This is a genomic window from Pseudoflavonifractor sp. An187 (assembly GCF_002160275.1).
In the GTDB taxonomy this organism is placed as follows: Bacteria; Bacillota; Clostridia; order Oscillospirales; family Oscillospiraceae; genus Enterenecus; species Enterenecus faecium.
In genome coordinates this window covers 1-26261 of the sequence record NZ_NFKG01000014.1, presented here as the reverse complement: position 1 = coordinate 26261, position 26261 = coordinate 1, and the positions used below count along the sequence as shown (strand labels likewise).

General features: G+C 56.9%; 17 protein-coding genes and 1 riboswitch. Of the genes, 13 read left to right on the top strand and 4 right to left on the bottom strand.

Features of this window, described 5'->3' with window-relative positions; all coding sequences use genetic code 11:
• The first annotated feature begins 80 nt into the window (after nt 1-80).
• From B5F22_RS07525 to secG, 4 genes are all read left to right on the top strand, one after another.
• On the top strand, nt 81-605 hold the full coding sequence (locus B5F22_RS07525) for a 4'-phosphopantetheinyl transferase superfamily protein (protein ID WP_158096648.1): 525 nt from the start codon (nt 81-83) through the stop codon (nt 603-605).
• A gap of 64 nt (nt 606-669) precedes the next feature.
• Entirely contained in the window at nt 670-1755 is a 1086-nt protein-coding gene (locus B5F22_RS07520) for a glycosyltransferase (RefSeq protein WP_087392090.1), read from the top strand.
• The gene (locus B5F22_RS07515) at nt 1752-2822 is read left to right on the top strand and encodes a lysylphosphatidylglycerol synthase transmembrane domain-containing protein (RefSeq protein WP_158096647.1); all 1071 of its coding nucleotides are present in this window, start codon (nt 1752-1754) and stop codon (nt 2820-2822) included. The genes B5F22_RS07520 and B5F22_RS07515 overlap by 4 nt, the downstream gene beginning before the upstream one ends.
• Before the next feature lie 60 nt (nt 2823-2882).
• Nucleotides 2883-3119, top strand: coding sequence for a preprotein translocase subunit SecG (gene secG, locus B5F22_RS07510; RefSeq protein ID WP_087233403.1), 237 nt, complete (start codon nt 2883-2885; stop codon nt 3117-3119).
• A gap of 758 nt (nt 3120-3877) precedes the next feature.
• On the opposite strand, the gene B5F22_RS07505 is transcribed toward secG, so the two are convergent.
• From B5F22_RS07505 to B5F22_RS12025, 4 genes are all read right to left on the bottom strand, one after another.
• Nucleotides 3878-4873 (bottom strand): helix-turn-helix transcriptional regulator, encoded by a 996-nt coding sequence (locus B5F22_RS07505; protein WP_158096646.1) that lies wholly within the window; start codon nt 4871-4873, stop codon nt 3878-3880.
• Between the two features lie 146 nt (nt 4874-5019).
• A complete protein-coding gene (locus B5F22_RS07500) occupies nt 5020-7134 on the bottom strand; it encodes a glycogen/starch synthase (protein ID WP_087392087.1) in 2115 nt (704 codons plus the stop codon).
• Nucleotides 7135-7193: 59 nt separating this feature from the next.
• Nucleotides 7194-8717, bottom strand: coding sequence for a YifB family Mg chelatase-like AAA ATPase (locus B5F22_RS07495; protein ID WP_087392086.1), 1524 nt, complete (start codon nt 8715-8717; stop codon nt 7194-7196).
• Between the two features lie 50 nt (nt 8718-8767).
• Nucleotides 8768-9142, bottom strand: coding sequence for a hypothetical protein (locus B5F22_RS12025; protein WP_143482206.1), 375 nt, complete (start codon nt 9140-9142; stop codon nt 8768-8770).
• A gap of 92 nt (nt 9143-9234) precedes the next feature.
• Between B5F22_RS12025 and nifJ the strand changes: the two genes are divergently transcribed.
• The 9 genes from nifJ (at nt 9235) to B5F22_RS07450 (ending at nt 25527) form a co-directional block, all read left to right on the top strand.
• Nucleotides 9235-12774: a pyruvate:ferredoxin (flavodoxin) oxidoreductase gene (gene nifJ, locus B5F22_RS07490; protein ID WP_087392085.1), complete on the top strand. Its 3540-nt coding sequence runs from the start codon at nt 9235-9237 to the stop codon at nt 12772-12774.
• Between the two features lie 98 nt (nt 12775-12872).
• Complete coding sequence (locus B5F22_RS07485) at nt 12873-13523, top strand: ComF family protein (protein WP_087392084.1); 651 nt, start codon at nt 12873-12875, stop codon at nt 13521-13523.
• 577 nt (nt 13524-14100) lie between these two features.
• Nucleotides 14101-15759, top strand: a complete 1659-nt coding sequence (locus B5F22_RS07480) for a ribonuclease J (protein WP_087232184.1) — start codon at nt 14101-14103, stop codon at nt 15757-15759.
• Nucleotides 15760-15944: 185 nt separating this feature from the next.
• Nucleotides 15945-16547, top strand: a complete 603-nt coding sequence (locus B5F22_RS07475) for a recombinase family protein (RefSeq protein WP_087369472.1) — start codon at nt 15945-15947, stop codon at nt 16545-16547.
• 741 nt (nt 16548-17288) lie between these two features.
• The gene (locus tag B5F22_RS07470) at nt 17289-20693 is read left to right on the top strand and encodes a SpaA isopeptide-forming pilin-related protein (RefSeq protein ID WP_158096645.1); all 3405 of its coding nucleotides are present in this window, start codon (nt 17289-17291) and stop codon (nt 20691-20693) included.
• Nucleotides 20694-20771: 78 nt separating this feature from the next.
• The gene (locus tag B5F22_RS07465) at nt 20772-22514 is read left to right on the top strand and encodes a SpaH/EbpB family LPXTG-anchored major pilin (RefSeq protein WP_087392083.1); all 1743 of its coding nucleotides are present in this window, start codon (nt 20772-20774) and stop codon (nt 22512-22514) included.
• A gap of 84 nt (nt 22515-22598) precedes the next feature.
• Entirely contained in the window at nt 22599-23477 is an 879-nt protein-coding gene (locus B5F22_RS07460) for a class C sortase (RefSeq protein ID WP_087369475.1), read from the top strand.
• Nucleotides 23467-24174: a class C sortase gene (locus tag B5F22_RS07455; RefSeq protein ID WP_143482205.1), complete on the top strand. Its 708-nt coding sequence runs from the start codon at nt 23467-23469 to the stop codon at nt 24172-24174. Before B5F22_RS07460 ends, B5F22_RS07455 begins: the two co-directional genes overlap by 11 nt.
• A 423-nt stretch (nt 24175-24597) precedes the next feature.
• Nucleotides 24598-24726: riboswitch (FMN riboswitch) on the top strand.
• 78 nt (nt 24727-24804) lie between these two features.
• Nucleotides 24805-25527: an ECF transporter S component gene (locus tag B5F22_RS07450; RefSeq protein WP_087369477.1), complete on the top strand. Its 723-nt coding sequence runs from the start codon at nt 24805-24807 to the stop codon at nt 25525-25527.
• The last annotated feature ends 734 nt before the right edge of the window (nt 25528-26261 follow it).

Below are 26261 nucleotides of genomic sequence, written 5' to 3'. Positions count from 1 at the left end.
TCCCCGGATAGTATGAAACCAAGACACAGCCTGCGAATCGGTGTGGTTCGCAGGCTGTTTTTATGGAGAGAGGTGTGGATATGTCCACGAAAATTTATGGCGTGAAAGGGGAGGACGGGCGTAAGCTCAGCCGCCCGCTGCTGCGTTTAGCCGCCCGCAAGTACGGCTGGGGAGAGCTGCCGGAGCTGGAGTACAGTGATCGGGGCAAGCCCCTCATCCCCGGGGAGGGGCGCTGGCTGTCTCTGTCCCACTCGGGGGGCTACGCCCTGTGCGCCCTGTCGGAGTGTCCTGTGGGGGTGGACATTGAGCTGGTGAAGTCCCATCGGCCCGGCTTGCCCGCCTTTTGCTTTGCAGAGGAGGAAATGCCCCTCTTTGACGGCACCGACGGGAGTTTTACCCGCCTGTGGACCCTGAAAGAGAGCTTTTGCAAGCTGGGAGACACCCCCCTGTACCCGCCCCGGAAGGTGCCTGTGCCCCCTCCCTGTCCCCACAAGAGCTACCAGGGGGAGGGCTGGTGGGCCTCCGTGTGCTGCCAGGATACCCCGCCGGAGGGCATCGAGTGGGTGAACTTGGAGGATCTTGTTGAAGTTTTTACCACTCCTTAAGGAAACCTTAACCGGGTCTGAGGGAAAATCTAAGATGCCTTTGGTACACTAGGAGAGAACTAGGATGAAGGAGAACAAAGGCATGAACGTCCTGATTTTAACCGGAAAATTTGGTATGGGGCACTGGTCTGCCTCCCAAGCGCTGCAGCAGCAGCTGGAGCGGGAGGGGCACCAGGTGCACACCGTGGATTTTTTTGACTACGCCATGCCCGAGCTGGCCCCCACCCTCTACCGGATGTTTGGGTGGCTGGTGAAGTACGGCGGCGGTCTGTATAACCTGTTCCACCGTCTGACCCGCAACGTGGAGGGGGACATGCCCCTGGCCGGGGCATGGGTGGAGTATCTGGAAGAGCTGCTCTTTGAGACGGGGGCGGATGTGGTGGTGTCCACCCATCCCGTGTGCTCCTCGGTGGTGGCCCGGTACAAGCGGGAGGGGGGCGTGATGCCCCTGGTGACCTGCATCACCGACGTGACCAGCCACAGCGAGTGGATCCACCCCGGCACCGACTGCTACCTGGTGGCCTCGCACCAGGTGCGCCAGGGGCTGGTGGACAAGGGCGTGGAGGCAGAGCGGATTCTGGTCTCCGGCATTCCCGTGGGCCAGCAGTTCACTGGGGGAAAACCGAACCGGGGCCAGCGGGAACTGCTCATCATGGGGGGCGGCCTGGGGCTGATGCCCCGGCGGGACCGCTTCTATGAGCAGCTCAATGACCTGCCCGGGGTCCACGTGACCATTCTCACCGGGCGCAATGAGAAACTGTATCAGCGCCTCCACGGAAAATATGAGAACATTGAGGTGGTGGGTTTCACCACCCAGGTGGACCAGTACATGGCCCGGGCCCACCTGATGCTGTCCAAGCCCGGAGGCATCACCGTCTTTGAGGCCATCGCCAGCCGCCTGCCCATGCTGGTGTGGGCCCCCTTCCTGGACCAGGAGCGGGAGAACGCCCGGTTCCTGCTGGAGGCAGGCATGGCCCGCCTGGCAGACAAGGAGGAGGAGGCCTGCCTGTGGGCCATTGAGAGTACCTTGTACGACGAGGCAGGGCTGGCCAGTATGCGCCGAGCCATGGAGAAGGCCTCCAACACCATGTGCCGGGCGGCGGTATGCGCCGTGGTGGAGCAGCTGGCCGGAGAGAAGGTGTACGCATGAAGCTGGGGAGCAAAAAACAGTTGGTGTGGTTTGGAGTCATGGGCCTGCTGCTGTGTGCCACCGCCTACACCATTTTGAGCCAGCAGTCCCCCCGGGAGCTGGCGGCGGCCATCGCCCGGGCGGATGCCCGGTTCCTGTTGTTAGCCCTTCCGGTGATGGCCCTGTTCATCGCCTGTGAGGCCGGGGCCACCCGGCTGGTGCTGGGGGCCCTGGGCTGTGCCCAGCCCTTCCGGCGGTGCTATTTTTACTCGTGTACCGGGTTCTTTTTCAGCAACGTCACCCCCTCCGCCACCGGAGGACAGCCCGCCCAGGTGTATTACATGAACCGGGACGGGGTGCCGGTGGTGTCCGGCACCATCGACATGCTGCTGGTGAGCATTGGCTACCACACGGCGGTGGTGTGCTATGCTCTGGCGGCCCTCTACTTTGGCCGAGACCTGCTGGAGCAGCTGGGCGGCCAGGTGGGGGTGCTCGTTGGGGTGGGCCTTGCCATCTTTGTGGTGCTGAATGTGGCCATGATCTTGCTGCTCTTCCTCCCTGGACCTGCCCGCCGTCTGGGGCGCTTCGGGATTGCCCTGGCCTGCGGCCTGGTGAAGCGACTGGACCGTGCAGCGTTGGAGGAGAAGCTGGAGGGCGTGCTGGCCCAGTACCGCCAGGGGGCCCGGGTCATTGCCCGCAATCCCCTGGTGCTGGTGGGGGTGGTGGCCCTCAGCGCGGCCCAGCTGGGGTGCTCCTATCTGGTGCCCTACCTGGTGTATCGGGCCTTCGGCTTGTCCGGCATGAGCCTGTTGCAGGTGGCCGCCCTCCAGGTGCTGTGCACTGTGGCAGTGGGCTTTCTCCCGCTGCCTGGTTCCGCAGGAGCGGCGGAAGGGGTGTTTCTGCGCACCTTCTTGGCGGTATTTGGCACGGGACTGGTGGCTCCTGCCATGATTCTCTCCCGGACCATGAGCTGCTATCTGGTGCTGCTGGTCACTGGGGGCGTGACCCTGGTGGGGCACCTGCGGCGGAACATGGCCGGAAGAAATATGAAAACCTCTTGCAATCCCCTGAGGGGTGTGGTATCATAGAAAATACTTGTAAGGGCTGTTGCGCCCATTTTTAGACTGTGACTGAAAGGATTGAATTCCATGACCACTCCTCAGCTGATTCTGTCTATCGTTTACTTCGTGGTGTCTCTGGCCCTGATCGCCATCGTGATGCTCCAGTCCGGCAAGAGCGCTGGTCTGTCCGGTGCCATCTCCGGTGCTGCTGACACCTTCCTGTCCAAGAACAAGGCCAAGACCGCCGACGCCCGCATGGCCAAGATGACCAAGTGGGTCGCCATCGTGTTCCTGGTTCTGACCATGGTTCTGACTCTGATCTAAACAATAGTAAGAGCGAGAAAACCCTCGACCACATCGGTCGAGGGTTTTTATTTTGCTTTCTGTTCCAAACCACGAAATAGATTGAACCTCAATTTCTCTGGCGGAAACCAGCGCCCCAGCCAGGGACGCTCCGCTGGGCCCAATTTCTCAGCGATGAGAAATCGGGGAAAGAATCGCTTAGGGCGTTCCCCCCTAAGGACCTCCCTGAGGTACGAGGCTAGAACTGCGTCAAGGCTATGTTCGGCACGTCACTCTTGCTATGGCTCCTGTTACTGCCACCATATCAGGCTATCATGGCAGCTGGCCCTATGGCTGGGCGGTTTCCACATCCGGGCCTACCATGGAGAAGCGGCGTCCTCGCCGCCGGGAGCCAGGCCTCCGTTAGCTGGGCACAGCGGCGCACCAGGGTAAGGCCCTGGTCATAGAAGGATACCCACACAGAGAAGCGGGTATGTTTGGTAGAATCTCCACGCCATCCATGTGACACGAATCAGGCCAAGGGCCGAAAAGAGAAAGACGCATCCTCCACCCAGTACCGCGGGGTGGATTCCACAAGGCGGGGGAAGGCCCCGCCTTTGGCGATTCTTTGGTGACTTTCTCATCGGGGAGAAAGTCACCCTGCGGAGCAAACCCCGGCTGGCAAGCCTGCGCCTAGGTCATTTAGAAGAACAATCCTCCAGTCAGTCTTGTACAGGGCGGTATTGGGCTAAAAAGTATCGGGCAGGGGAAGGTGAGAGCCTTCTCCTGCCCGATGTGTCTTATTTTTTGGTCAGCAACCCTGCAATGCTTCGCACCGGGGCGTACAGCACCGCCGCCACCGGCCACACAATCCAAGTGCGGTCCCAGGCCATGGTCCAGAAGCTCCAGCCCAGGTAGATGGCCAGCACCAGACCCCAGTAGATGGTGGTCAGAGGGCTGTTCTCCTCCCGCTTGTGCTCCCGGGTGTAGTCCCCAGTCTCCAGTAGCCGCTGGAAGCTTCCGGCGATGATGCAGGTGCGCACCAGCAGGAACACGCCCACTGCCACTATCACAAACATGAGGATGAGGCCGATGATGGGAGCCATGCCGTTCTCGTCTATGGCCACAAGAATCATCAGCGGGGCCAGACTGAGAATGCACAGGGTGATGCCCACCACCAGCAGCATCAGGTGGGTGGTCTGGTATTCAGCCTGACGCTTTTTCACCACGCCGTCCACCCCATAGGCCAATTCCACGGGCTGGTTGTCCAGGTGCTCGTAGGGGGTCAGGCGGCTGCCAAAGAAGAGAAACAGGGCCACCGCGGCGGATACCAGGGCCAGCATCACTAGGATGCCCACCCCGCCCGCCAGAGGCTCGGACAGGGTGAAGCGGCCCTCTTCGCTTGATAGTCCGCCCAGGTAAATGAGGGCGGTGGGGGAGAGGATGCATAGGAACACGCCCAGGGCAATTTTACTGGCCACCCCTCGCACCGTGTCCAGGTAGGTGTTGGCCTGCTCCAGGGTGATGTGGTGGACCGGGACTTGGGGCCCATCCAGGATGGGGGCAGGTTCCGGCTCTGCCTGGGGCAGCTCTGGCTCCATCTCGTCCCGCAGCAGATAGTCCGTGCTCACGTCAAACAGCTGGCTGAGCCGGAGGATTTTGTCCAGGTCTGGGATGGAGCTGCCGCTCTCCCACTTGGACACCGCCTGCCGGGACACCCCCAGCTGGTGGGCCAGCTCCTCCTGGGACCACCCGGCCTTTTTTCTCAAATTTGTGATCTTATCTCCTAAAATCATAGGTGTGCCTCCCGTCGCTTTTGATGGTCTCATGGTAGCACCTCCCACGGTTGCAGGCCACCAAATAGGGCTGGAAATCTGTCAACTGCCGGTTGCGGCGGGGATATGACACCGTATTTTTGGGGGATTGGGGGCCATTTGGCCTCTTACCACTGGGTCAGCTCCAGATACAGATTCTTGTACTGACGGGCGGAATTCTCCCAGGACACGTCCTTGGCCATGTCCCGCTGGACCACCTCGTCCCAGTGATAGCGGTTGGTGAAATAGAGGGTCTTGGCCCGGTTGATGGCATCCAGCAGCAGCCCGGCGTCGTAGCGGTCGAAGGTGAAGCCGTTGCCGTCTCCGGTGAAGGTGTTGTAGGGCTCCACGGTGTCCTTCAGGCCGCCGGTCTCCCGGACGATGGGCAGGGTGCCGTAGTGCATGGCATTGAGCTGGGTCAGGCCGCAGGGCTCAAAGCGGGAGGGCACCAGCAGGGCGTCGGCGCCGGCATAGATGCGGTGGGCCCGGGCCTCGTCGTACTGGATGCAGGCGCAGAAGGTGCCGCGGTGGGCGCTCTCATAGTAGCGGAAGGTGTCCTCGTACTCCCGGTCGCCGGTGCCCAGCACCACCACCTGGGTGTTGCCGTCCAGCACCATGGGGATGATGGAGCTGACCAGGTCCAGACCCTTCTGGTTGGTCAGGCGGGAGATGAGGCCGATGACGAACTTGCCCTCATCCTGCTCCAGGCCCAGCTCCTTTTGCAGGGCCAGCTTGTTGGCCATCTTGTGGTCCAGCACGTTGCCCAGGTCGTAGTGCTCCGCCAGAGCGGGGTCGGTGGCGGGGTTCCACATGTCGTAGTCAATGCCGTTGACGATGCCACGCAGCTTGCCGCTGTGGTAGCGCAGGTGGCCCTCCAGGTGCTCGCCGTACTCGGCGGTCTGGATCTCCCCGGCGTAGGTGCCAGAGACGGTGGTGACCCGGTCGGCGTAGGCGATGCCGCCCTTGAGCATGTTGGCGTCCTGATAGCCGTCCTTCAAAGCGCCCATCTGGAACACCTCATTGGGCAGGCCGGACCAGTAGCGGATGGTGGGGATGTTGTAGATGCCCTGGAAGCGCAGGTTGTGAATGGTGAGGATGGACCGGGCGTGGCCCACGGGGGAGTCCTTGAACAGGGTGCGCAGATACACGGGGACCAGACCTGCCTGCCAGTCGTGGCAGTGGACAATGTCGGGAATCCAGTTTAAGTAGTTCAGAGCAGCCAGAGCGGCCTTGCTGAAGAAGCAGTACTTGGGGATGTCGTCCACCAGGTTGGTGTAGGGGTTGCCGGTGGAGAAGAACTCCTGGTTGTCGATGAAGTCGTACACCACGCCGTCACAGACATACTCCATAATTCCCACATAGTAGTTGCGCCCGGTGTTGCCCAAATCCATGTAGAACTCGCCCCGATACTCCATTTTCTCCTGGAATTTCTGGGGGATGCAGGCGTAGCGGGGCAGGATCACCCGCACGTCGCAGTTGAGCTTCACCAGCTGACGGGGCAGGGCGTACATCACGTCGCCCAGACCGCCAGTCTTGACAAAGGGGTGACATTCCGAGCCAATGAAGGCAATGCTTCTCCGGGGCAGGTTGGACATCTCATACATAGGTTTGACCTCCTCCACAACAGGTGATACATCTTCTTCCACACTGGGAGCGGTTTCTTCTTCCACAGGGGCGGGTTCTTCTTCCGCAGGAGCGGCTTCCTCCACCACGGGAGTGGTTTCTTCGACGACAGGAGCGGGCTCCTCTGCCACGGGGGCAGCCTCTTCCACGACGGGAGCGGGCTCCTCCGCCACGGGGGCAGCTTCTTCCACGACGGGAGCGGTCTCTCCCACCACGGGAGCGACCTCCTCCACGACAGGGGTGGTCTCTTCCACCACGGGAGCGGTCTCCTCCACCACAGGGGTGGTCTCTTCCACCACGGGAGCGACCTCCTCCACGACGGGGGCGGTCTCTTCCACCACAGGGGTGGGCTCCTCAGCGACAGGAGCGGGCTTCTTGGCGGCAGAGGCGGGCTTCTTCCGGGTGCTGGTGGTCTTGCGGGTGCTGGTTCGGGTCTTGGGTGCGGCAGGTGCGGCGGGCTTGGCAGCGGTGGGAGTTTCCACCACAGCGGGCTCCGTGGGCTGCACGGCGGTCACAGGCTCTGCCACCGGGGCAACGGTACGGGCCGGGGTGGGGGCTTTCTTGACCACTTTCTTGGCAGTGGTTTTCTTTTTGGAGGAACGTGCCTTCTTGTGTACCATTATGGATCTTCCTTTCCTGTATGTATCGCCACGCATGGGGGGCGGAAATGGTGGATTGCTCACACCTGTAAGTGTTCCGGGGGCCGATATTGGAGGGCCTCCGCCAGGTGGTGGGGCTGGATGTGCTGGGACTGGTCCAGGTCTGCCACGGTGCGGGCCACCCGGAGGATGCGGTCATAGCTGCGGGCGGTGAGGCCCAGCTTTTCATAGGCGCTTTGAATCATGGCCTGGCAGGCGTCGTCCAGCTGGCAGTACGCTTTGAGCTCCTGGGGGCCCATGTGGGCATTGCAGGTGGGGCCGTGGGGGCCGAAGCGGGTGTGCTGGATGGCGCGGGCGGCATTGACCCGGGCCCGGATGTCCGCCGAGGATTCGGCGGGGGTGGACTGTCCCGCCAGCTCGTGGTATTCCAGGGCGGGCACGTCCACACAGATATCAATGCGGTCCAGCATGGGACCGGAGATGCGGCTTTGATAGCGGCGCACCGCCTGCTCGGAGCAGGTACACCGCCCCGAGGGGTGGCCATACCAGCCGCACTTGCAGGGATTCATGGCACACACCAGCATAAATCGGCTGGGGTAGGTCACCGTCCCGGACACCCGGGTGATCTGGGTGCTCCCATCCTCCAGGGGCTGGCGCAGCACCTCCAGCACATCGGAGTGGAACTCGGGCAGCTCGTCTAAGAACAGCACCCCGTTGTGGGCCAGGGAGATCTCCCCGGGGCGCAGGGTGGTGCCTCCGCCTGCCATGCCGGCGGCCGAGATGGTGTGGTGGGGGGCACGGAAGGGGCGGCGGAGCACCATGGGGTGCTCCCGGCTGGTCAGGCCCACCACGGAGTAGATCTCCGTACAGGCCAGGGCCTCCTCCCGGGTCAGATCGGGGAGGATGGAGGGCAGGCGCTTGGCCATCATGGACTTGCCCGCCCCGGGGCTGCCGGTCATTAAAATATGGTGTCCGCCGGCGGCGGCCACTTCCAGGGCCCGCTTGGCACCCTCCTGGCCTTTCACGTCGGCAAAGTCCGGCCCGGTGGGCACCGCCTCCGGCGGCGTCCAGGGGGCAGTGGGGGAGAGGGGAACCTCTCCGGTGAGGTGGGCGCACAGCTGCGCCACCGTCTCCACCCCGTAGACCTCCAACCCCTGGGCCAGGGAGGCCTCGGGGGCGTTGTCGGCGGGGACAAACAGCTGGCGGACCCCGCAGCGCACCGCTGCCAGGGCCATGGGAAGGATTCCAGACACCGGGCGCAGCGCCCCGGACAGGGACAGCTCCCCCAAAAAGGCGGCGTCGGCGTACCCCTTCATGGACAGCTGGCCGCTGGCGGAGAGGATGCCCAGCAAAATGGGCAGATCGTACACCGTGCCCACCTTTTTCCGGTCGGCAGGGGCCAGGTTGATGGTGATGCGGGAGACGGGAAAGTCAAAGCCACTGGAGCGAATGGCCGAGCGCACCCGTTCCCGGGACTCCTTCACGGCGGCATCGGGCAGACCCACCACATCAAAGGCGGGCAATCCCCCGGAAAGGGCACATTCTGCCGTGACCGGATATCCATGGATGCCATTGAGGCCCAGGGAGAGCAGATTGCACACCATGGGGTCCCACTCCTCTCGAGAAAAAAGTAACCGAAATTTTTCATCATCTATCATACCACGGGGGTTTGTTGAACGCAAGGAAACTTGTTGGCATCAGGCAAATTTAGGAAAAGTTCTTCATCCAGTTTGAAACGTGAACCTTGGGCGAGACGGCCTGTCACGGCGCTTGTCGGGGTGGAGAATTTGGTCATTTCATAGTTGTACGGTATGACCACCCAAGGTTGGGTAAGTTTGGCGGCTGCGCGGGCTTCCAGCGCACCCTTTGTCCGTGAGAGGGCGACAGAGCATTTGATAAAAAAGTAACAAAAAATCTTGTTTTCTAGGATAGTGCCGGGGTTTGTCCGGTGCAAGGTATCTGATTTGAAACGGAAGGGGAGAGGGCGGATGGTGTGTGAGAATTTACAAGAAAAAATGGAATTATTCATTGAATTTATAGGAGAAATGTGGTAGACTGAGGTGTATTCGGAATTCAGATGCCTCAGCGCTCTTTGCTGAGAAGCAAAAGGAGGAAACGAAAATGGCACGTAAGTTCAAAACTATGGACGGCAACACCGCTGCCGCTCACGTGTCCTACGCATTCACAGAGGTTGCGGGTATTTACCCCATCACTCCGTCCAGCCCCATGGCTGACAATGTGGATCAGTGGGCCGCTGCTGGCCGGAAGAATATCTTCGGCCAGACCGTGAAGGTTGTGGAGATGCAGTCCGAGGCCGGCGCTGCCGGTACCGTCCACGGCTCTCTGGCCGCTGGCGCCCTGACCACCACCTACACCGCGTCTCAGGGTCTGCTGCTGATGATCCCCAACATGTACAAGATTGCCGGTGAGCTGCTGCCCACCGTGTTCCATGTCTCCGCCCGTACTGTGGCCAGCCATGCTCTGAACATCTTTGGTGATCACTCCGACGTTATGGCCTGCCGTCAGACCGGCTTTGCCATGCTGTGTGAGTCCAACCCCCAGGAGGTTATGGACCTGGCTGCTGTGGCTCACCTGGCCACCCTGAAGAGCCGCGTCCCCTTCATCAACTTCTTCGATGGCTTCCGTACCTCTCACGAGATCCAGAAGGTCGCCGTTTGGGACTACGAGGATCTGGCCGAGATGTGCGATATGGACGCTGTGGCCGCTTTCCGCGCCCGCGCTCTCAACCCCGATCACCCCGTGATGCGCGGTTCTCACGAGAACGGCGACATCTTCTTCCAGCACCGTGAGGCCTCCAACCCCTACTACGATGCCGTTCCCGAGATCGTTGAGGAGTACATGGGCAAGGTCAACGAGAAGCTGGGCACCAACTATCAGCTGTTCAACTACTACGGCGCTGCCGACGCTGACCGCGTCATCATCGCCATGGGCTCCATCTGCGACGTGGCCGAGGAAGTCATCGACTACCTCAACGCTCACGGCGAGAAGGTGGGTCTGGTGAAGGTCCGTCTGTATCGTCCTTTCCGTGCCGACAAGCTGCTGGCTGCCATCCCCGCCACCTGCAAGCAGATCGCTGTGCTGGACCGCACCAAGGAGCCCGGCGCTCAGGGCGAGCCTCTGTACCTGGACGTTGTCACCGCTCTGGCCAACGCTGGCCGCAACGACATCCGTGTCATCGGTGGCCGTTATGGTCTGGGCTCCAAGGACACTCCCCCCGCCAGCGTGTTCGCTGTGTATGAGGAGATGACCAAGGCTGACGCCAAGCGTCTGTTCACTCTGGGCATCAAGGACGACGTGACCCACCTGTCCCTGGAGGAGAAGCCCTCTCCCAACACCGCTGCCGAGGGCACCATCGAGTGCAAGTTCTGGGGTCTGGGCGGCGACGGTACCGTGGGCGCCAACAAGAACTCCATCAAGATCATCGGCGACCACACCGACAAGAACGTGCAGGCTTACTTCCAGTACGACTCCAAGAAGACTGGCGGCGTGACCATTTCCCACCTGCGCTTCGGCGACAAGGCCATCCGCAGCCCCTACTACATCAACAAGGCTGACTTCGTGGCCTGCCACGTGCCCAGCTACATCACCAAGGGCTTCCCCATCGTCCGTGACGTTAAGCCCGGCGGCGTGTTCCTGGTCAACTGCCAGTGGAACTTCGACGAGCTCAACCACCACCTGGATGCCGCTTCCAAGCGCTACATCGCTCAGAACAACATCCAGCTGTACATGATCAACGCCATCGACCTGGCCATCGAGATCGGTATGGGCAAGCGCACCAACACCATTCTCCAGTCCGCCTTCTTCGCTCTGGCCAACGTCATGCCCCAGGAGGACGGCATCCGCTACATGAAGGAAGCTGCCACCAAGTCCTACCTGAAGAAGGGCCAGGACGTGGTTGACATGAACCACAAGGCCATCGACCTGGGCGCCACCGCCTTCGTCAAGGTGGACGTGCCCGCCGACTGGGCTACCGCTGAGGACGCTCCCGCTGCCCACAACTACGAGGGCAAGGCTGAGCTGGTGGCTCAGGTGGAGAACATCATGGAGCCCGTCAACAAGATGGACGGCGACTCCCTGCCCGTCTCCAAGTTTGTGGACTGCGTGGACGGCACCTTCCAGCAGGGCGCTTCCGCTTACGAGAAGCGCGGCGTGGCCGTCACCGTGCCCGCCTGGAACGAGAGCACCTGTGTCCAGTGTAACCAGTGCTCCTACGTCTGCCCCCACGCCACCATCCGTCCCTTCGCTCTGACCGAGGAAGAGGCTGCTGCCGCTCCCGCCGGTTCCCAGATCGTGGACATCAAGGCTGGCGCTGGCAAGGGCAAGTATAAGTACTCCCTGGCCGTGTCCGCTCTGGATTGTATGGGCTGCGCCGTGTGCGTGGGCGTGTGTCCCACCAAGAGCCTGACCATGGTGCCCATGGAGCAGATGCTGTCCAAGCAGCCTGCCTTCGACTACATGGTCGCCAAGGTTGCCCCCAAGAAGGACATGGAGTCCGTGGCCAACGTCAAGGACAGCCAGTTCAAGCAGCCCCTGCTGGAGTTCTCTGGCTCCTGCGCCGGCTGTGCCGAGACCTCCTATGCCCGTCTGGTCACCCAGGTCTGCGGCGATCGTATGTATGTCTCCAACGCCACCGGTTGTTCCTCCATCTGGGGCGGCCCCGCTGCTACCTCTCCCTACTGCACCAACGCCGAGGGCAAGGGTCCCGCTTGGGCCAACTCCCTGTTCGAGGACAACGCCGAGCACGGTCTGGGCATGCTGGTTGGTGTCAAGCAGCGTCGTGAGAAGCTGGTTGAGGTCGTCACCGGTCTGACCACCGCCGACTGCGCCAGCGACGAGCTGAAGGCTGCTGCCGCTGAGTGGCTGGCCAAGCGCGATGAGGGCGAGGGTTCCAAGGAGCCTTCCGCCAAGCTGCTGGAGCTGGCTAAGACCTGCGACTGCGACGCTTGCCGTCAGGTCGTGGAGATGTCCGATCTGCTGGTGAAGAAGTCCGTGTGGATCTTCGGCGGCGACGGCTGGGCTTACGACATCGGTTACGGCGGTCTGGACCACGTCCTGGCTTCCGGCGAGGATGTCAACGTCTTCGTCTTCGACACCGAGGTGTACTCCAACACCGGCGGACAGGCTTCCAAGTCCACCAACATCGGCCAGGTGGCTCAGTTCGCCGCTGCCGGTAAGACCGTGGGCAAGAAGAGCCTGTCTGAGATCGCCATGCAGTACGGCTACGTCTACGTGGCTCAGGTTGCCATGGGTGCCAACCCCAACCAGACCCTGGCTGCCATCCGTGAGGCTGAGGCCTATCATGGTCCCTCCCTCATCATCGGCTACGCTCCCTGCGAGATGCACTCCATCAAGGGCGGCATGACCAACTGCCAGACCGAGATGAAGCGCGCTGTGGAGTGCGGCTACTGGAACCTGTTCCGCTACAATCCCACTCTGAAGGAGCAGGGCAAGAACCCCTTCACTCTGGATTCCAAGGCCCCCGCTGGCGGCTATCAGGAGTTCCTGATGAACGAGGCTCGCTACTCCTCCCTCACCCGCTCCTTCCCCGAGCGCGCCAAGGATCTGTTCGCGAAGAACGAGAAGGCCGCTATGGAGCGCTGGGAGCACCTGCAGAAGCTCATCGAGCTGTACGCTCAGTAAGTTTCTCCCAAGCATTCAAAAGGACGCAGCCACCGGCTGCGTCCTTTTTTATACCAAACCATTCGACGTAATTCGACGCAAAGCGGGGTGGCATAGAGATGAATCTGGTGAAGCTGGTGTTGGATTTGATCTATCCGCCCCGCTGTCCCTTCTGTGGCCGTGTGCTGGAGGTGTGGGAGGAGGAAGGGCTGTGCCACCAGTGCCAAAAGACCCTTCCCTGGCAGCTGGAGGTCGGGAAACAGGTGGACTTCTGTGCCCGGTGCTTCTCCCCGCTGTGGTATCGGGGGAGTGTACGCCGGGGAATGGAGCAGTTTAAGTTCCGGGGCGGGCAAATCCACGCCCGGCTGTTTGGCACCCTCATGGCCCAGTGCCTCCACGACCAGTGGGGCGAGGAGGTGGACTGTATCACCTGGGTGCCTGCGACCCGGCGGCGTCGGGGACAACGGGGCTTTGACCAGTGTGAGCTGCTGGCCCGGGAGGTGGGGAAGAACCTGGGCGTGGAAGTGGTGTCCGCCTTGGAGAAGGTGCGGGATACAAAGCAGCAGGCCCGCATTACCTCCTCATCCGCCCGACAGGCCAACGTGACGGGAGCTTATACTGCGCGGGAGGGAATCGACCTCACGGGGAAACAGGTGGTCCTGGTGGACGACGTGGTCACCAGCGGGGCCACCATGGCCGAGTGCGCCGCCTGCCTGCGCATCGCCGGGGCGGAGAAGGTCATCGGGCTGACCCTGGCAAGGGCAAAATAATGAATAATGATGAATGAATAACGAATAATGCAGGCCCTGAACATTGTGCATTTCTTGGGGGGTGGCGTAGGGGAGGGGCTTGCCCCTCCCGAATTTCTTGGGGAAATGCCAGGGGGCTGGCGGGCCGGGCAAGCCCGGCCCCTACCCACGCATAGCGGCGGGACTGGCTGGGCAGACAAAAAATACTGTACTTTGCCATGAGAATATGATATACTTTCTTGAACAAGCTCCTCCCCATCGAGGGAGTTGAGCGGTTTTGATACGGCGTAAAGCGTGGCTCGTGGGCGCGCTTCGGATAGAGACAACCACACAGCGGTGCATAGCGCAGGGTGAGGCGGCCGCCCCCTCATCTGTCTGGCGAAACAGGGCCAGAGAGATGGGGTGGACGACGGCGCTTTTCTCCTGCGCCCAAAAGGGGGACAATTTGCCCTTTTGGCGGTAACACAGCGTGCATTCCGGGCACACTCATCTCAAGGGGAGGTGGGCGGTCCGGACCCCCAGGGGGGAGTGTGCCCACAGGCCCATAAATACGCATGAAACAAGATAAGTATAGGTTATTACTGGTAAAGGAGTATTTATGGCAGAAAAATTGAAAATTATCTCTCTGGGCGGTCTCAACGAGATCGGAAAGAACATCACCGCCTATGAGTACGGCAACGACATTATCATCGTGGATGTGGGCATGGGATTCCCTGATGACGAGATGTACGGGGTGGACGTGGTCATTCCCGACTTCAGCTACCTCATTCAGAATCGGGACCGCATTCGGGCCATCTTTATCACCCACGGCCACGAGGACCACATCGGCGGCATTCCCTATCTGATGCGGGATGTGAACGTGCCCATCTACGCCACCCGCATGTCCGCCGGGCTTATCCGCCTCAAGCTGGAGGAGCACCGCCTGGACAAGAAGGTGAAGCTCATCACCTGCGAGGCCGGGGAGACCGTGCGGGCCGGCAAGTTCACCGTGGAGTTTATCCACATCAATCACTCCATCGCCGACGCGGTGGCTTTCGCCATCCGCTGCCCCCTGGGCGTGTGTATTCACACCGGCGACTTCAAGATCGACCCCACCCCCATCCAGGGCGGTATGGCTGACCTGACCCGCCTGGGTGAACTGGGCCGGGAGGGCGTGCTGGCGCTGCTGGCCGACTCCACCAACGTGGAGCGTCCCGGCTTCACCAAGAGCGAGTCCAGCGTGGGCGCCTCCTTTGAAGCCCTGTTCCGGGGCTGCGACCAGCGCATCATCGTCACCACCTTCGCCTCCAACGTGGACCGTATCCAGCAGATCATCAACGTGGCCGCCAAGTATGGCCGCAAGGTGGCGGTGACGGGCCGCAGCATGGAGAACGTGATGCGGGTGTCCACCGAGCTGGGCTATATGCAGGTGCCCGCTGGCACCGTGGTGGACGTCAACCAGATCAAGGGCCTGCCCAAGAACAAGGTGTGTATCATCACCACTGGAAGCCAGGGCGAGACCATGTCTGCCCTCACCCGCATGGCCTTTAACACCCACCGCCAGGTGGAGATTCAGGCTGGGGATCGGGTGATTCTCTCCGCCTCCGCCATTCCTGGCAACGAGAACGCCATTGGCAACGTCATCAACGAGCTGTACCGCCGGGATGCCGAGGTGGTCAATGAGCGGGAGCTGCCCCTCCACGTCTCCGGACACGCCTGCCAGGACGAGCTGAAAATCGTCCACGCCCTGGTGCGGCCCAAGTATTTCATCCCCGTCCACGGTGAGCAGCGCATGCTGAAGACCCACGCCAAGCTGGCCCGGAGCATGGGCATGGACCCCCGGAACATCATCATCAGCGATGTGGGCAAGGTCATCGAGATCACCCAGAAGAACGCCCGCATCAACGGCACCGTTCCCTCCGGAAAGGTGTTTGTGGACGGCTACGGCGTGGGCGACGTGGGCGCTGTGGTGCTCCGGGACCGCCAGCACCTGGCCCAGGACGGCATGATTGTGGTGGTGGTGTCGATGTCCGCCGAGGACGGACAGGTCATCTCTGGACCCGACATCATTACCCGTGGATTTGTGTATGTCAAGGAGTCTGAGGCCCTGATGGACGAGCTGCGCCAGGTGGCGGTGGACGCCCTGGACAGCTGCCAGGATCGGCACATTCGGGACTGGTCTACCATCAAATCTGAGATCAAGGGGAACCTGTCTGGCTACCTCTACAAGAAGACCAAGCGCAATCCCATGATCCTCCCTGTGATCATGGAAGTGTAACAATTGGGACTGCCCTGCATGGAAAATGCAGGGCAGTCCCTGTATATTTTTTGCATAGGCGTTGAATCGGGCCATAGGCCTGGTTCAGCGCCTTTTTAACCAGAAATTGCAGAGATACGACTGAATTTTTACCGTACCTTTGAGCAGAACTATACTACAATGCTTGAAAGACGGGAGAGAGTTCAATGAGCCACATCTATGGATATATACGAGTCAGCAGCCGAGACCAAAATGAAGACCGGCAGCTTCTGGCCATTCAGCAGCTGTCCATTGCCCAGGAGAATATCTTCATTGACAAGCAATCCGGGAAGGATTTTCAGCGTCCACAGTACAAAAAGCTGGTACGAAAGCTAAAAAAAGACGATGTGCTCTACATTAAGAGCATTGATCGCCTGGGGCGCAATTATGCGGAGATTCTGGAGCAATGGCGGATTCTCACCAAGAGCAAAGGAATTGATATTGTGGTGCTGGACATGCCTCTGCTGGACACCCGCCGGGGCAAGGACTTGATGGGGACGTTCCTCAGTGACATCGTCCTGCAAGTGCTGTCCTTTGTGGCGGAAAATGAGCGGGAAAATATCCGCCAGAGGCAGGCGGAGGGGATTGCTGCAGCCAAGGCCCGAGGGGTACGATTTGGCAGGCCGGAGAAGGAGTTGCCGGACAATTTTGAGGCGCTGGTACAGGCCTGGGAGCGAGAACAGCTGTCCTTGTCCGATGTACTGGATTTGTGCCAGATCAGCCAGTCTACGTTCTATCGCAGGCGACGAGATTGCCACCGACAGGAATAAAATTTAGCTTACCAAAAAGTACACCTTTTGGAATAGGCAGGTATTAATAATTATTGCATACAATGGGTAAAAATTCAATCTCTGCAAGCATATTTCATGAAAATTACATAAAATCTACCAGATTTTTCCGATACAATCTAGTCAATCAAAAGGTGTACTTTTAGAGAGTAAAATTTTTTTGTAGTTAATGAAAGTTTTTATATATTGACAAAATGTTTTATATAGAAACTAATAGTTGATATTATATAATTTTAAGAAAAACGGTGAGTAGGAAACAGCAAATTAACAAGAAAATATTTCCTTGGATTTTGCAAGAAATAGAATGCTGACTTTCAGCACTTTGTCCATGAGAAACGGACATATAAAAGATGGAATGTGACAAAAGTGTTATTGTTTTCAAATTTTAAGAAAAAATTACCTTCGATGCGTTGATAATTCTTGCATAGTATGGTATAGTATTCACGCCGTTTGGTGAAAAGAGCATGTCGAAAGACATACTCTACGTGCTGTCTGCAGTTTGTCGAAAAGGTCAGCGACAGATTAGACTGGGGACGCATATGAAACTGGAATGATTATAGGGCAAGATGGTATGAATGGCATGAAAAATTTTCTGAAAAATACACAAATAAATGTACTAACCAAATATACTGCGTCTGTGAAATCCTAAGAGAAAGGGGTTGGTTGAGGATGATGCAGCGCATACGACAGCGTATACGGAAGAGACCGTGGATGGTACCGGCTTTGCTGCTGGTCCTGGTGTTTGCCATGGGACTGTTGGTGGAGGCGATCAAACCCATGGGAGGCAGTGCCGCCAAAGCAGGCGAACGCTTTTCGGACCCACCCACCAATGCATCAAAGGATTATGAGGATGCTCTGGGTAGCCCCAGTTCTACTCGGTTTAACGGCCGAGTGTGGGCGGATAAAACAGTGTATACTGGTGATGCGACGGTTGAATCTTCCTCCTCATCTGAAGGAGAGGACACTGAAACGATTGAGATAGGAGGCGATGATTTTCTCATATCTTATTCCCTGCTAGCATCGACTACGGTAGTAGAGGGCCAGTCCCAAGTACCGCTGGACGTGGTATTCGTCATTGACTTGTCGGACTCTATGAAGGGAGATAAGATCAAAGAGACGGTGGTGGCTCTCAATCAGTCTGTTCACACTCTGATGACAGGGAATCCAGACAACCGAATCGGTGTAGTAACCTATAGTGATGAAGCTCAGGTTTTGCTGCTTTTGGACCACTATACAATGGTAAAAAACGCAGAGAATTATTTTACCTTGAGTGAAGCAGGCGACTGCTTGGATGTAGCGGTTATGAACAGCAGTGGACAACAAATAGAAGCGTCTGCAAAAATGGGACAGTGGACCAACATTCATATGGGCATTGATGCAGGAATGGATTTGTTGTTGAGCGTTCCTGATGATGATATTACTACAATTTCTGGACAGACTCGATATCCAGTTCTGATGCTGATGTCTGATGGTGCCCCTACTGCATCTGGTGACGATGCTACAGATTGGTGGAATCCTAGTGGGGTAAGCGGCGATGGCGATATAAATTTTAGTGGATTGGATGCTTTCAAGGCTGTTATGAATGCAGCCTATCAAAAACAGCGTGTGTCACAGCACTATAGGCAGGACATGAAAGTTTACACTGTAGGTGTAGGTGAGGAGTCTTGGACGAATACCATAGACAGGGAAATGGCGAAAGTTACACTGAATCCTAAAGAATGGGATAAGGTAGTGACCTCTGGACTGAAAGAAGTATGGGATCAATGGAAGCTCTACCAAACTGGCGCAGATATTACCGTTGGTTATGGGGAAAGAAAATACACATTCACTCATCCGCCCACGGGAGATGTAAATTCATTGTTTTACAATGATGCCTATTTTTCGGCTAAGAATTCCGAGAATATTGCTGAAGCTTTTCAGCAGGTATTAAATCAGATAGTAGTTTCTGGTGCTGTTCCCACCCAGGTAGAAGGGGATCCTGCACATAGCGGTTATGTTACTTATGTAGATCACATTGGTCAATATATGCAGATAACCGCTATGCGTGAGCTAGTATACAAAGGGAGCGTTTTTACCATAAAAGATACTCAAAACAGCGGGAATAAAACTACGTATACATATTATGGAGGTCTAGATAGTCCCGTATATGATTATCAAGAATTCATTGATATAGTTATTACGGTTACCACAAATACGGAGTACCCCTATGACCAGACTCTGGAAGTAAAAGTCCCTGCTACGCTTATTCCTTTGCGAACAAATTATGTGACCCTGAACGAGGATGGCACAGTAAAGGAGAATGTCTGTAAAAATAACACACCTTTACGGTTGTTTTACACCGTCAGTCTACGGGATGAGGTCGTTACGACGATTAACAATCAAAGATATGCAAACATCAGTCGTCTGAGCAGTGAATATATCAAAAATCACACCAATGAAGATGGTAGTATTCGGTTCAACCCCAATCTATACACTGGCTACGCGGAAGATCAGGCAGGGGTGGGAAAAACCGTAGGTAATGCCTATGTCTATTTCCAAGCTGCAGATACCAATCCCTTCTACTATGTCCAAAAGGATACCCCGGTGTATGCGGATAAAGAATGTACGATTCCGGCCAAAGACAAGAACGGGGATCTCTATGTGCAGATAACCTATTATGACGGGACGGAAATCGTGACAAAGGCTGTTCCGGTGACCAGCATTTATGATTTGGAGGATGTCCAGCCTAATCCAGAAGATGGACCCCTGTATTTGGAAGCAGAATCCAGGTACCAATTCCGTGATTGCACGGTGGATGAGAAAGATGACCCTGAACACCACCATAATAGCGATTGTGACGATGTTATGGATAAAGGCGATGAAAACAATCTCAGTGAAACTGCTGAAACCTATCGGTATCCGATCTACATTGAAACAGAGAATGCCGAACAGAGGGAAGCACCACCTCCGTATGGCAGCGATGGTGAACCGGGCAATGCCCTAGGATACTTGGGTAACAACGGCGTAGTGAGCCTTCCTGTGCTTACAGGTGATTTGTCTATCTCTAAGACTGTAACGGGTAATATGTTGGAGAAAGTGGAGAACCAAGAGTTTGTTTTCGACATCAACGTATTCTATGAAAATTCTGGTACAAGAGCGAACCTCAACGGCACCTATGAAACATCCGCAAATGGTGGAAGTGTGGTGCAACCCAGTACAGAGCCCAGTTTGAAGCCGGGAGAAGAGAAGATAACATTTGTGGACGGAAAAGCCCAGGTGGTTCTCAAGCATGGACAGAGCATTACCGTTCATGACCTGCCAGCTGGCTATACCTATGTGGTGACTGAGCAAGACCCCAATCCCGATTCAGAGTTGAACATTTATAATGGCGAGGACTATAAAGTGAGTGTCACCCAGTCCACCTCGGCTGGAGGAGAGACTGCGACTAACAATGGTGAAGGAACCGCTGAGGCGGAAACAAGCGTCTATACTTGCACAGGAACTATTCAAGCTGATCGGGTGGAGACGGTAGCTTATACCAATAAACTCTATGTACCTATGGTTCCATATTCCTTTACAAAAGTGGATGGATTGAGTTTTAGCTCAGAAGATTTGTCCAAGGCTATCGCATTGCCGGGAGCACAGTTTGTGCTATACCACTATGATGGAAAAGAGGAAAACTGGGCTGAGGATTCCAAGGAGTTGATCGACCTGAACAATCTTTCCGATGTGTGGGAAGACCCCGTCACTGCTATCTCGGATGCTCAGGGTGAGACTCGGTTTGAGAACTTGCAGGAAGGGCATTACCGGCTGGTAGAGACAGAGGCCCCAGAAGGGTACCAGTTGCCAACAGGTCAATGGAATTTGACGGTGGATATTTCTGGAGATGAAGGCAGCGAAGTGGGAACCTTTGTGATCCAGTCCACGGAGGACGCTACGATGGATACCCCGGCCATGGCGATTGCAAAAGAAGCTAGTGGTGAAAATACCTACTATCTTATGAACTACAAGCCCATCAATCCTCCCATTACCGGTGGTGACGGAGGCGAGGACTTCCGCATTGGCGGCGGTCTGCTGATGTTTACAGGCCTAGTTTTGGCCTGCTGGTGGATGTGGAGTTCTCCCCGCAGGCGAAGCGAATTCCTCTAATTTCTTTATGTTGTGTGACACAGGCAGTGTAAAACCTGTACACAAATATATACCCAGCAGTTGAGAAAGGAGAAACCTATGAAAACGATGAAATCAACGATGGCACGGCTCTTTGCGCTGTGTCTGACCGTGGCGATGGTGCTGTCCATGGCCACTATGGGGGCCTTTGCAGCTCCTATCACCAGCACCACCCAGACTGGTAGTATCACCATTACCGGTTCGGCCAACGATGTAGGTGCCGAGGTTAGCCTCTACAAAATCATCAATGTGAACATGGTGAATGCCAATGGTTCCATTCAGCCCAAGGACCCTGTGTATACCTGGGAGGAAGCAGTGGGAAAGTGGGTAGCCATGCTGTATCCTCAATATGCGAAGGTTATCGAACATAAAACAGAGGCTGAGGAAGGAACGACTACTACTTATACGTATGAGGTGACTAAGGCGTTTTCCGAAGCGGATGCTGCTATTCTGGGCGCATTCTACCATGATCTGGAAGGCAGCGGCAAGCTCGGTACGGCTGCTAAGACTGTCAAGCTGGAAAGCACTTCTGCCACCATCTCCGACGTGGCCATGGGGCAGTACCTGGTGACTACTTCCAAGGCTGGAAACACCTACAATCCTGCTGTCGCCACCTTATATCCTCAGTGGGGTGACCACGATGCTGGTGCTCCTGATAGTGAATTTACCCGTGAGACTTGGTATGTAGAAGATGCTACCGTGGTGCTCAAGAGCAAGGGCGGCATTGATAAGAACGTGGAGGGCGAGAAAGGCGACAACAGCGACCTGGGCTATGCTGTGGGCGACACCGTGACCTACCGTCTGGACGTGGCGATTCCTGTATATCCTGAGGCTGGCCCCAATGAGGTCATTTACAAGACTTTCAAGATTGGCGATACTATGGGCGCAGGCTTGGACTTTGACGGCGTGTCCACCGTGAAGGTTTATGCTAACACCAATGCCGATACCTATGTCGATGACGATCTGCTACCTGCTACGGATATTATTTATACTGTTGTTAAAAATGGTAACGGCTTTGATTTGATCTTCGACTATGATGCCCTGCAGAAAGCTCTGAAGGATGGGGATAAAGAAGCCACCTATGTCCATGTTGTGTACACCGGTACCTTAAATGAGGGTGCTTTTACCGTTGATGAAGTGGGCAATACCGCTTATGTGGGTGTCAACACCAACCCCTATGACGAGGATTCCTACGAGAAGACGACTGTAGATAAGAAAGTGTATACCTACGGTATTAATGTCACCAAGGTGGATGCCGCTGACCCGGATTCTACGCTGGCTGGAGCAGAGTTCACTCTGAAAGATGCTGATGGAGAGGAAATTCAGTTTGTAAAGACTGGTGAGGGCATCTATGTGAAGTACGGTGAGAAGGGGTTCGTCGAGCCCGTGACTCCCGTCACTACTTTGGTGGTGGCCGATGACGGTACCCTTCAGCTCTGGGGTGTGGATGTGGGTGAGTATACCCTCACGGAAACCAAGGCCCCCGATGGTTACCAGTTGCCCAAGGATGATGCTATCACCAAAATTACCATGACCGATGCCACCGGCGGCGATCCTGATGGTGCAGATGGTGTGCTGGATCAGGGTACTTCCAAGGTTGATGGTACTATGATTGTTACCGATGCCACCACGGTCAATGGAAAAGTCATCAGCTTCAAGCTGGGAAATGCCAAGCCCGGCTTTGAGCTGCCCACCACCGGCGGCATGGGCACCGTGCTGTTCACCGCTGGCGGCCTGGTCATCATGGCCTGCGGCGCTGCTCTGGTGCTGGTGACCCTGAAGAAGAAGAAGGCAGAGGACTAATTCCTCTTCGAAGCAAAAATCGCAAGCAAGGAGCCGGGGCGTCCCACGCCCCGGCCCTTCCCATATCACGGAGGAAGCCAATTTATGAGTGTACAACCCCAGGAGAACCGACAGAGAGAGAGAAAGGGAGCCAAGGTGCCCCTCATTCTGGCGTTAGTGCTGTTGGTGCTGGGGGCGGGGATTTTTTTCTACCCCGCCATCAGCAACTTCATTGCCGACCTCAGCCATCGGGAAATGATCACGTCCCACGCCAATCTGGTCAACAGCTTGGACGAGGCGACGTTGGAAGAGGAGTGGCAGAAGGCCATAGAGTACAATGAAAACCTGATGGGCGACCCGGTGCATGACCCCTTTATCCCTGGCAGTGGCTACGCCATCCCGGACAATTATCAGGACGTGTTGGCTCTGGACGACGTGATGTGCACCCTGGAAATCCCAAAAATTGGCCTATCTCTGCCGGTGTACCACGGTACCAGCGAGGAGGTGCTGGCCAAGGGAATCGGGCATATGGAGGTCACCGCTCTGCCCATTGGCGGACTCAACCGCCACACCGTTCTTACCGGACACCGGGGACTGCCCAGCGCGGAACTGTTCACCCGGCTGGACGAGATGGAGATAGGGGACCACTTCTATATCCATGTGCTGGACGAGGTCCACGCCTATCAGGTGGACCAGATCACCACGGTGGAGCCGGATGAGCTGGAAAATCTGGTGGCAGAGGCAGACAAAGACTTGGTGACCTTGGTGACCTGTACCCCCTATGCGGTCAATACCCACCGACTGTTGGTGCGAGGTACCCGGGTGGAGTATGACCCGGAGATGGAGCAGCAGGAGGATGAAGTAACCCTGCGGACCCTGGACTTCACCTACCTGTGGTACTACATTCCCGGCGCTGTGGTAGGCGTGGGCTTGATTGTAGGTATCGTCGTGTGGAGAAGGAGGAAAAAACGCCGTGAGGGATAAGGCGAGACGGATTGTCTTCATATTGGGCCTGGTACTGGTTCTGGTGGGGGCTGGTGTTCTGCTCTATCCCCGCTTTACCGCCTTCCGCTATGCCCAAGAGGTTTCCAGACAAAAGGAGAGCTTCTTGGAACAGGTGGCCCCAGAAGAAGCCCAGGAGCCAGACCCTAGATTGGAAGAGCTGTATGAGAAGCTGGCGGAGGAAAATCAGCGGCTCTATGAAGAGCACCAGCCCCAGCTGGTGGACCCCTTCTCCTATGAACAGCCCGCCATTGACCTGTCTGAGTATGGACTGGAAGATGGTGTGATCGGCTATCTCACCATAGATAAAATGGGGATTGAGCTGCCCATCTATCTGGGGGCCAACCCCAGAAATATGACCCTGGGTGCTGCCCACATGACCAATACCTCCTATCCCATCGGAGGGGAGAACACCAACTGTGTGTTGGCAGGGCACCGGGGGTATTTCCAGGCTCCCATGTTCCGCAACATTCAGAAGCTGGAGCTGGGGGACGTGGTGCAGGTCCAGAATTTCCGGGAGACTCTGCAGTATGAAGTATCAGAAATCCAGGTGGTGAATCCCGACGAGGTGGAGTGCCTATCTATTCGCTCAGGCGAAGATTTACTCACTCTCATCACCTGCCACCCCTATCCCACCAACACCTACCGCTATGTAGTGATTTGTACCCGAATCGTATGATAAAAAGATTTCCCTGGGCATTTTGGCCCAGGGAAATCTTTTTATCATAGAAGTGGATCATTGTATAAAATGTCAAAAACAGGCGAAAAACGCCTGGAAATACTTGGAGCAAAATGTCGGCAAAAGGGCTCTATTTCCATTTAAATCGTGATATTGTGGAACATTGACAGAAAAAACGTGTTAAAAATGTAAAAAACACAAAAAACAGCTCTTTCCTCTGTTAATTCGGAGGAAAGAGCTGCTTTTTGTGCGGTTGTTGACGCCCGGCTGCTGGATGAATGATCTTTGCTTTTGCATAGTATGAGAATGCGAGGTAGCACGGTGAACAGATTCTGCATCCAATGGTATTGGGAAGGCTGCTGAGAAAAACAGCTTGCTTTTTAGCAGCACTGTGCTATAATAGCGGGCAGAGACAAGTGAATACCATGTCTTCAGGGCGGGGTGAAATTCCCCACTGGCGGTATAGTCCGCGACCCGCAGAGCCTTGGTTCTGCGGCTGACCCGGTGAAACTCCGGGACCAACGGTTAGAGTCCGGATGGAAGAGGATGTGCAAGAGCTCCAAGTGGGTTGTTGCGCCTGAACGGCATTGGCGTTTGGGCGTCTCAATATCATTTGGAGGTTTTTTTATTATGTGGAACAACCTGACGGACCTGTGGGCGAGCGCACAGGACAATGTGGTGTATCTTCTGGTATGCCTGGGGGTATTTGTGGCCCTGTTTGTAGTGGCCATGCTGGTGGAACGGGTTTGGCTGAAGGTGCCCCGTCAGCAGGGCGCCCGGCGGGCGGCGTACATCGGTATCTTTGCCGCCATGGCCGCCATCCTGATGTACCTGGAGTTTCCCCTGCCCTTTGCTCCCAGCTTTTATGAAATTGACCTGAGCGAGGTGCCCGTGCTCATCTGCTCCTTCTCCCTGGGCCCTGTGGCGGGCGTGGTGTGCGAGCTGGTGAAGATCATCCTCAAGCTGCTGCTCAAGGGCACCACCACCGCCTTCGTGGGCGACTTTGCCAACTTTGTGGTGGGCTGCTCCTTCATTCTCCCCGCCACCACCCTCTATCACCGCTTTAAGACCAAGAAGGGGGCCATCGCTGGCATGGTCACCGGTACGGTGGTGATGGCTGCCTTCGGCAGCTTCTTCAACGCGGTGTATCTGCTCCCCGCCTTCTCCGCCCTCTACGGCCTGCCCCTGGACCAGCTGGTGGCCATGGGCACGGCGGTCAATGGCATGATCAACAGCGTGTCCACCCTGGTGTTCTTTGCCGTGGTGCCCTTTAACCTGCTCAAGGGCCTGATTGTGTCGGTGCTCACCACCCTGCTCTACAAGCGCATCGAGCGGCTGCTGCGGATGCGCTGACATCGATATGGAGAGCAACGAGACGAAAGTTTCGCTGCTCTCCTTTTTTCGCACCGAATAGAGAGATGGGAGCGGCTTTTTGAGCCGCTCCCAAGTTTTTATGTGTCTTTTCCAGTCCCCGTGCTCCGATTAGGAACACACTTCTTTGCTCTTCGCTGGAGTAGCCTTGCCAGTCTGGCGGGGACGCTACCCGCTGGGGGTTCCTTTTGTTCGGGCAAAAGGAACCAAAACCCGCTTAGGGCGTTCCCCCCTAAGTACCCCCCTTGGGGTACGGGACCGGATGTGCGTCAAGCCCGTTTTCGGCCCGTCACCTTTACGGTGGCGCCTATAGTGCCACTACACCAGGCCACCATGGCAGCTGGCCCTATGGCTGGGCGGTTCCCCCGTCCGGGCCTACTCTGGTGGTGCGGTGTAGCCACCGCCGGGAGCCAGTCCACCGGCAGCTGGGAACAGCTGCTCGCCAGAGGAAGGCCCTGGCGGTAGAAGTCACATCTACCAGAGAAGAAAGCAGTTCCTTTAGAGTTGCCAGGCCATCTATGTGATCCCACCGGTCCAAGGGCCAGAAAGAGAAGGACGCAGGAGCAGCCAGTACCAGCAGGGTGGATTCCACAAGGCGGGGGAAGGACCCGCCTTTGGCGATTCTTTCCCCCATTTCTCATCGGGCGCATTGTCAAGTCAAGTGCAACACCTGGTGATAAAAGACTTCCGCAGGAGTTTTCCATCCCAGGCATTTG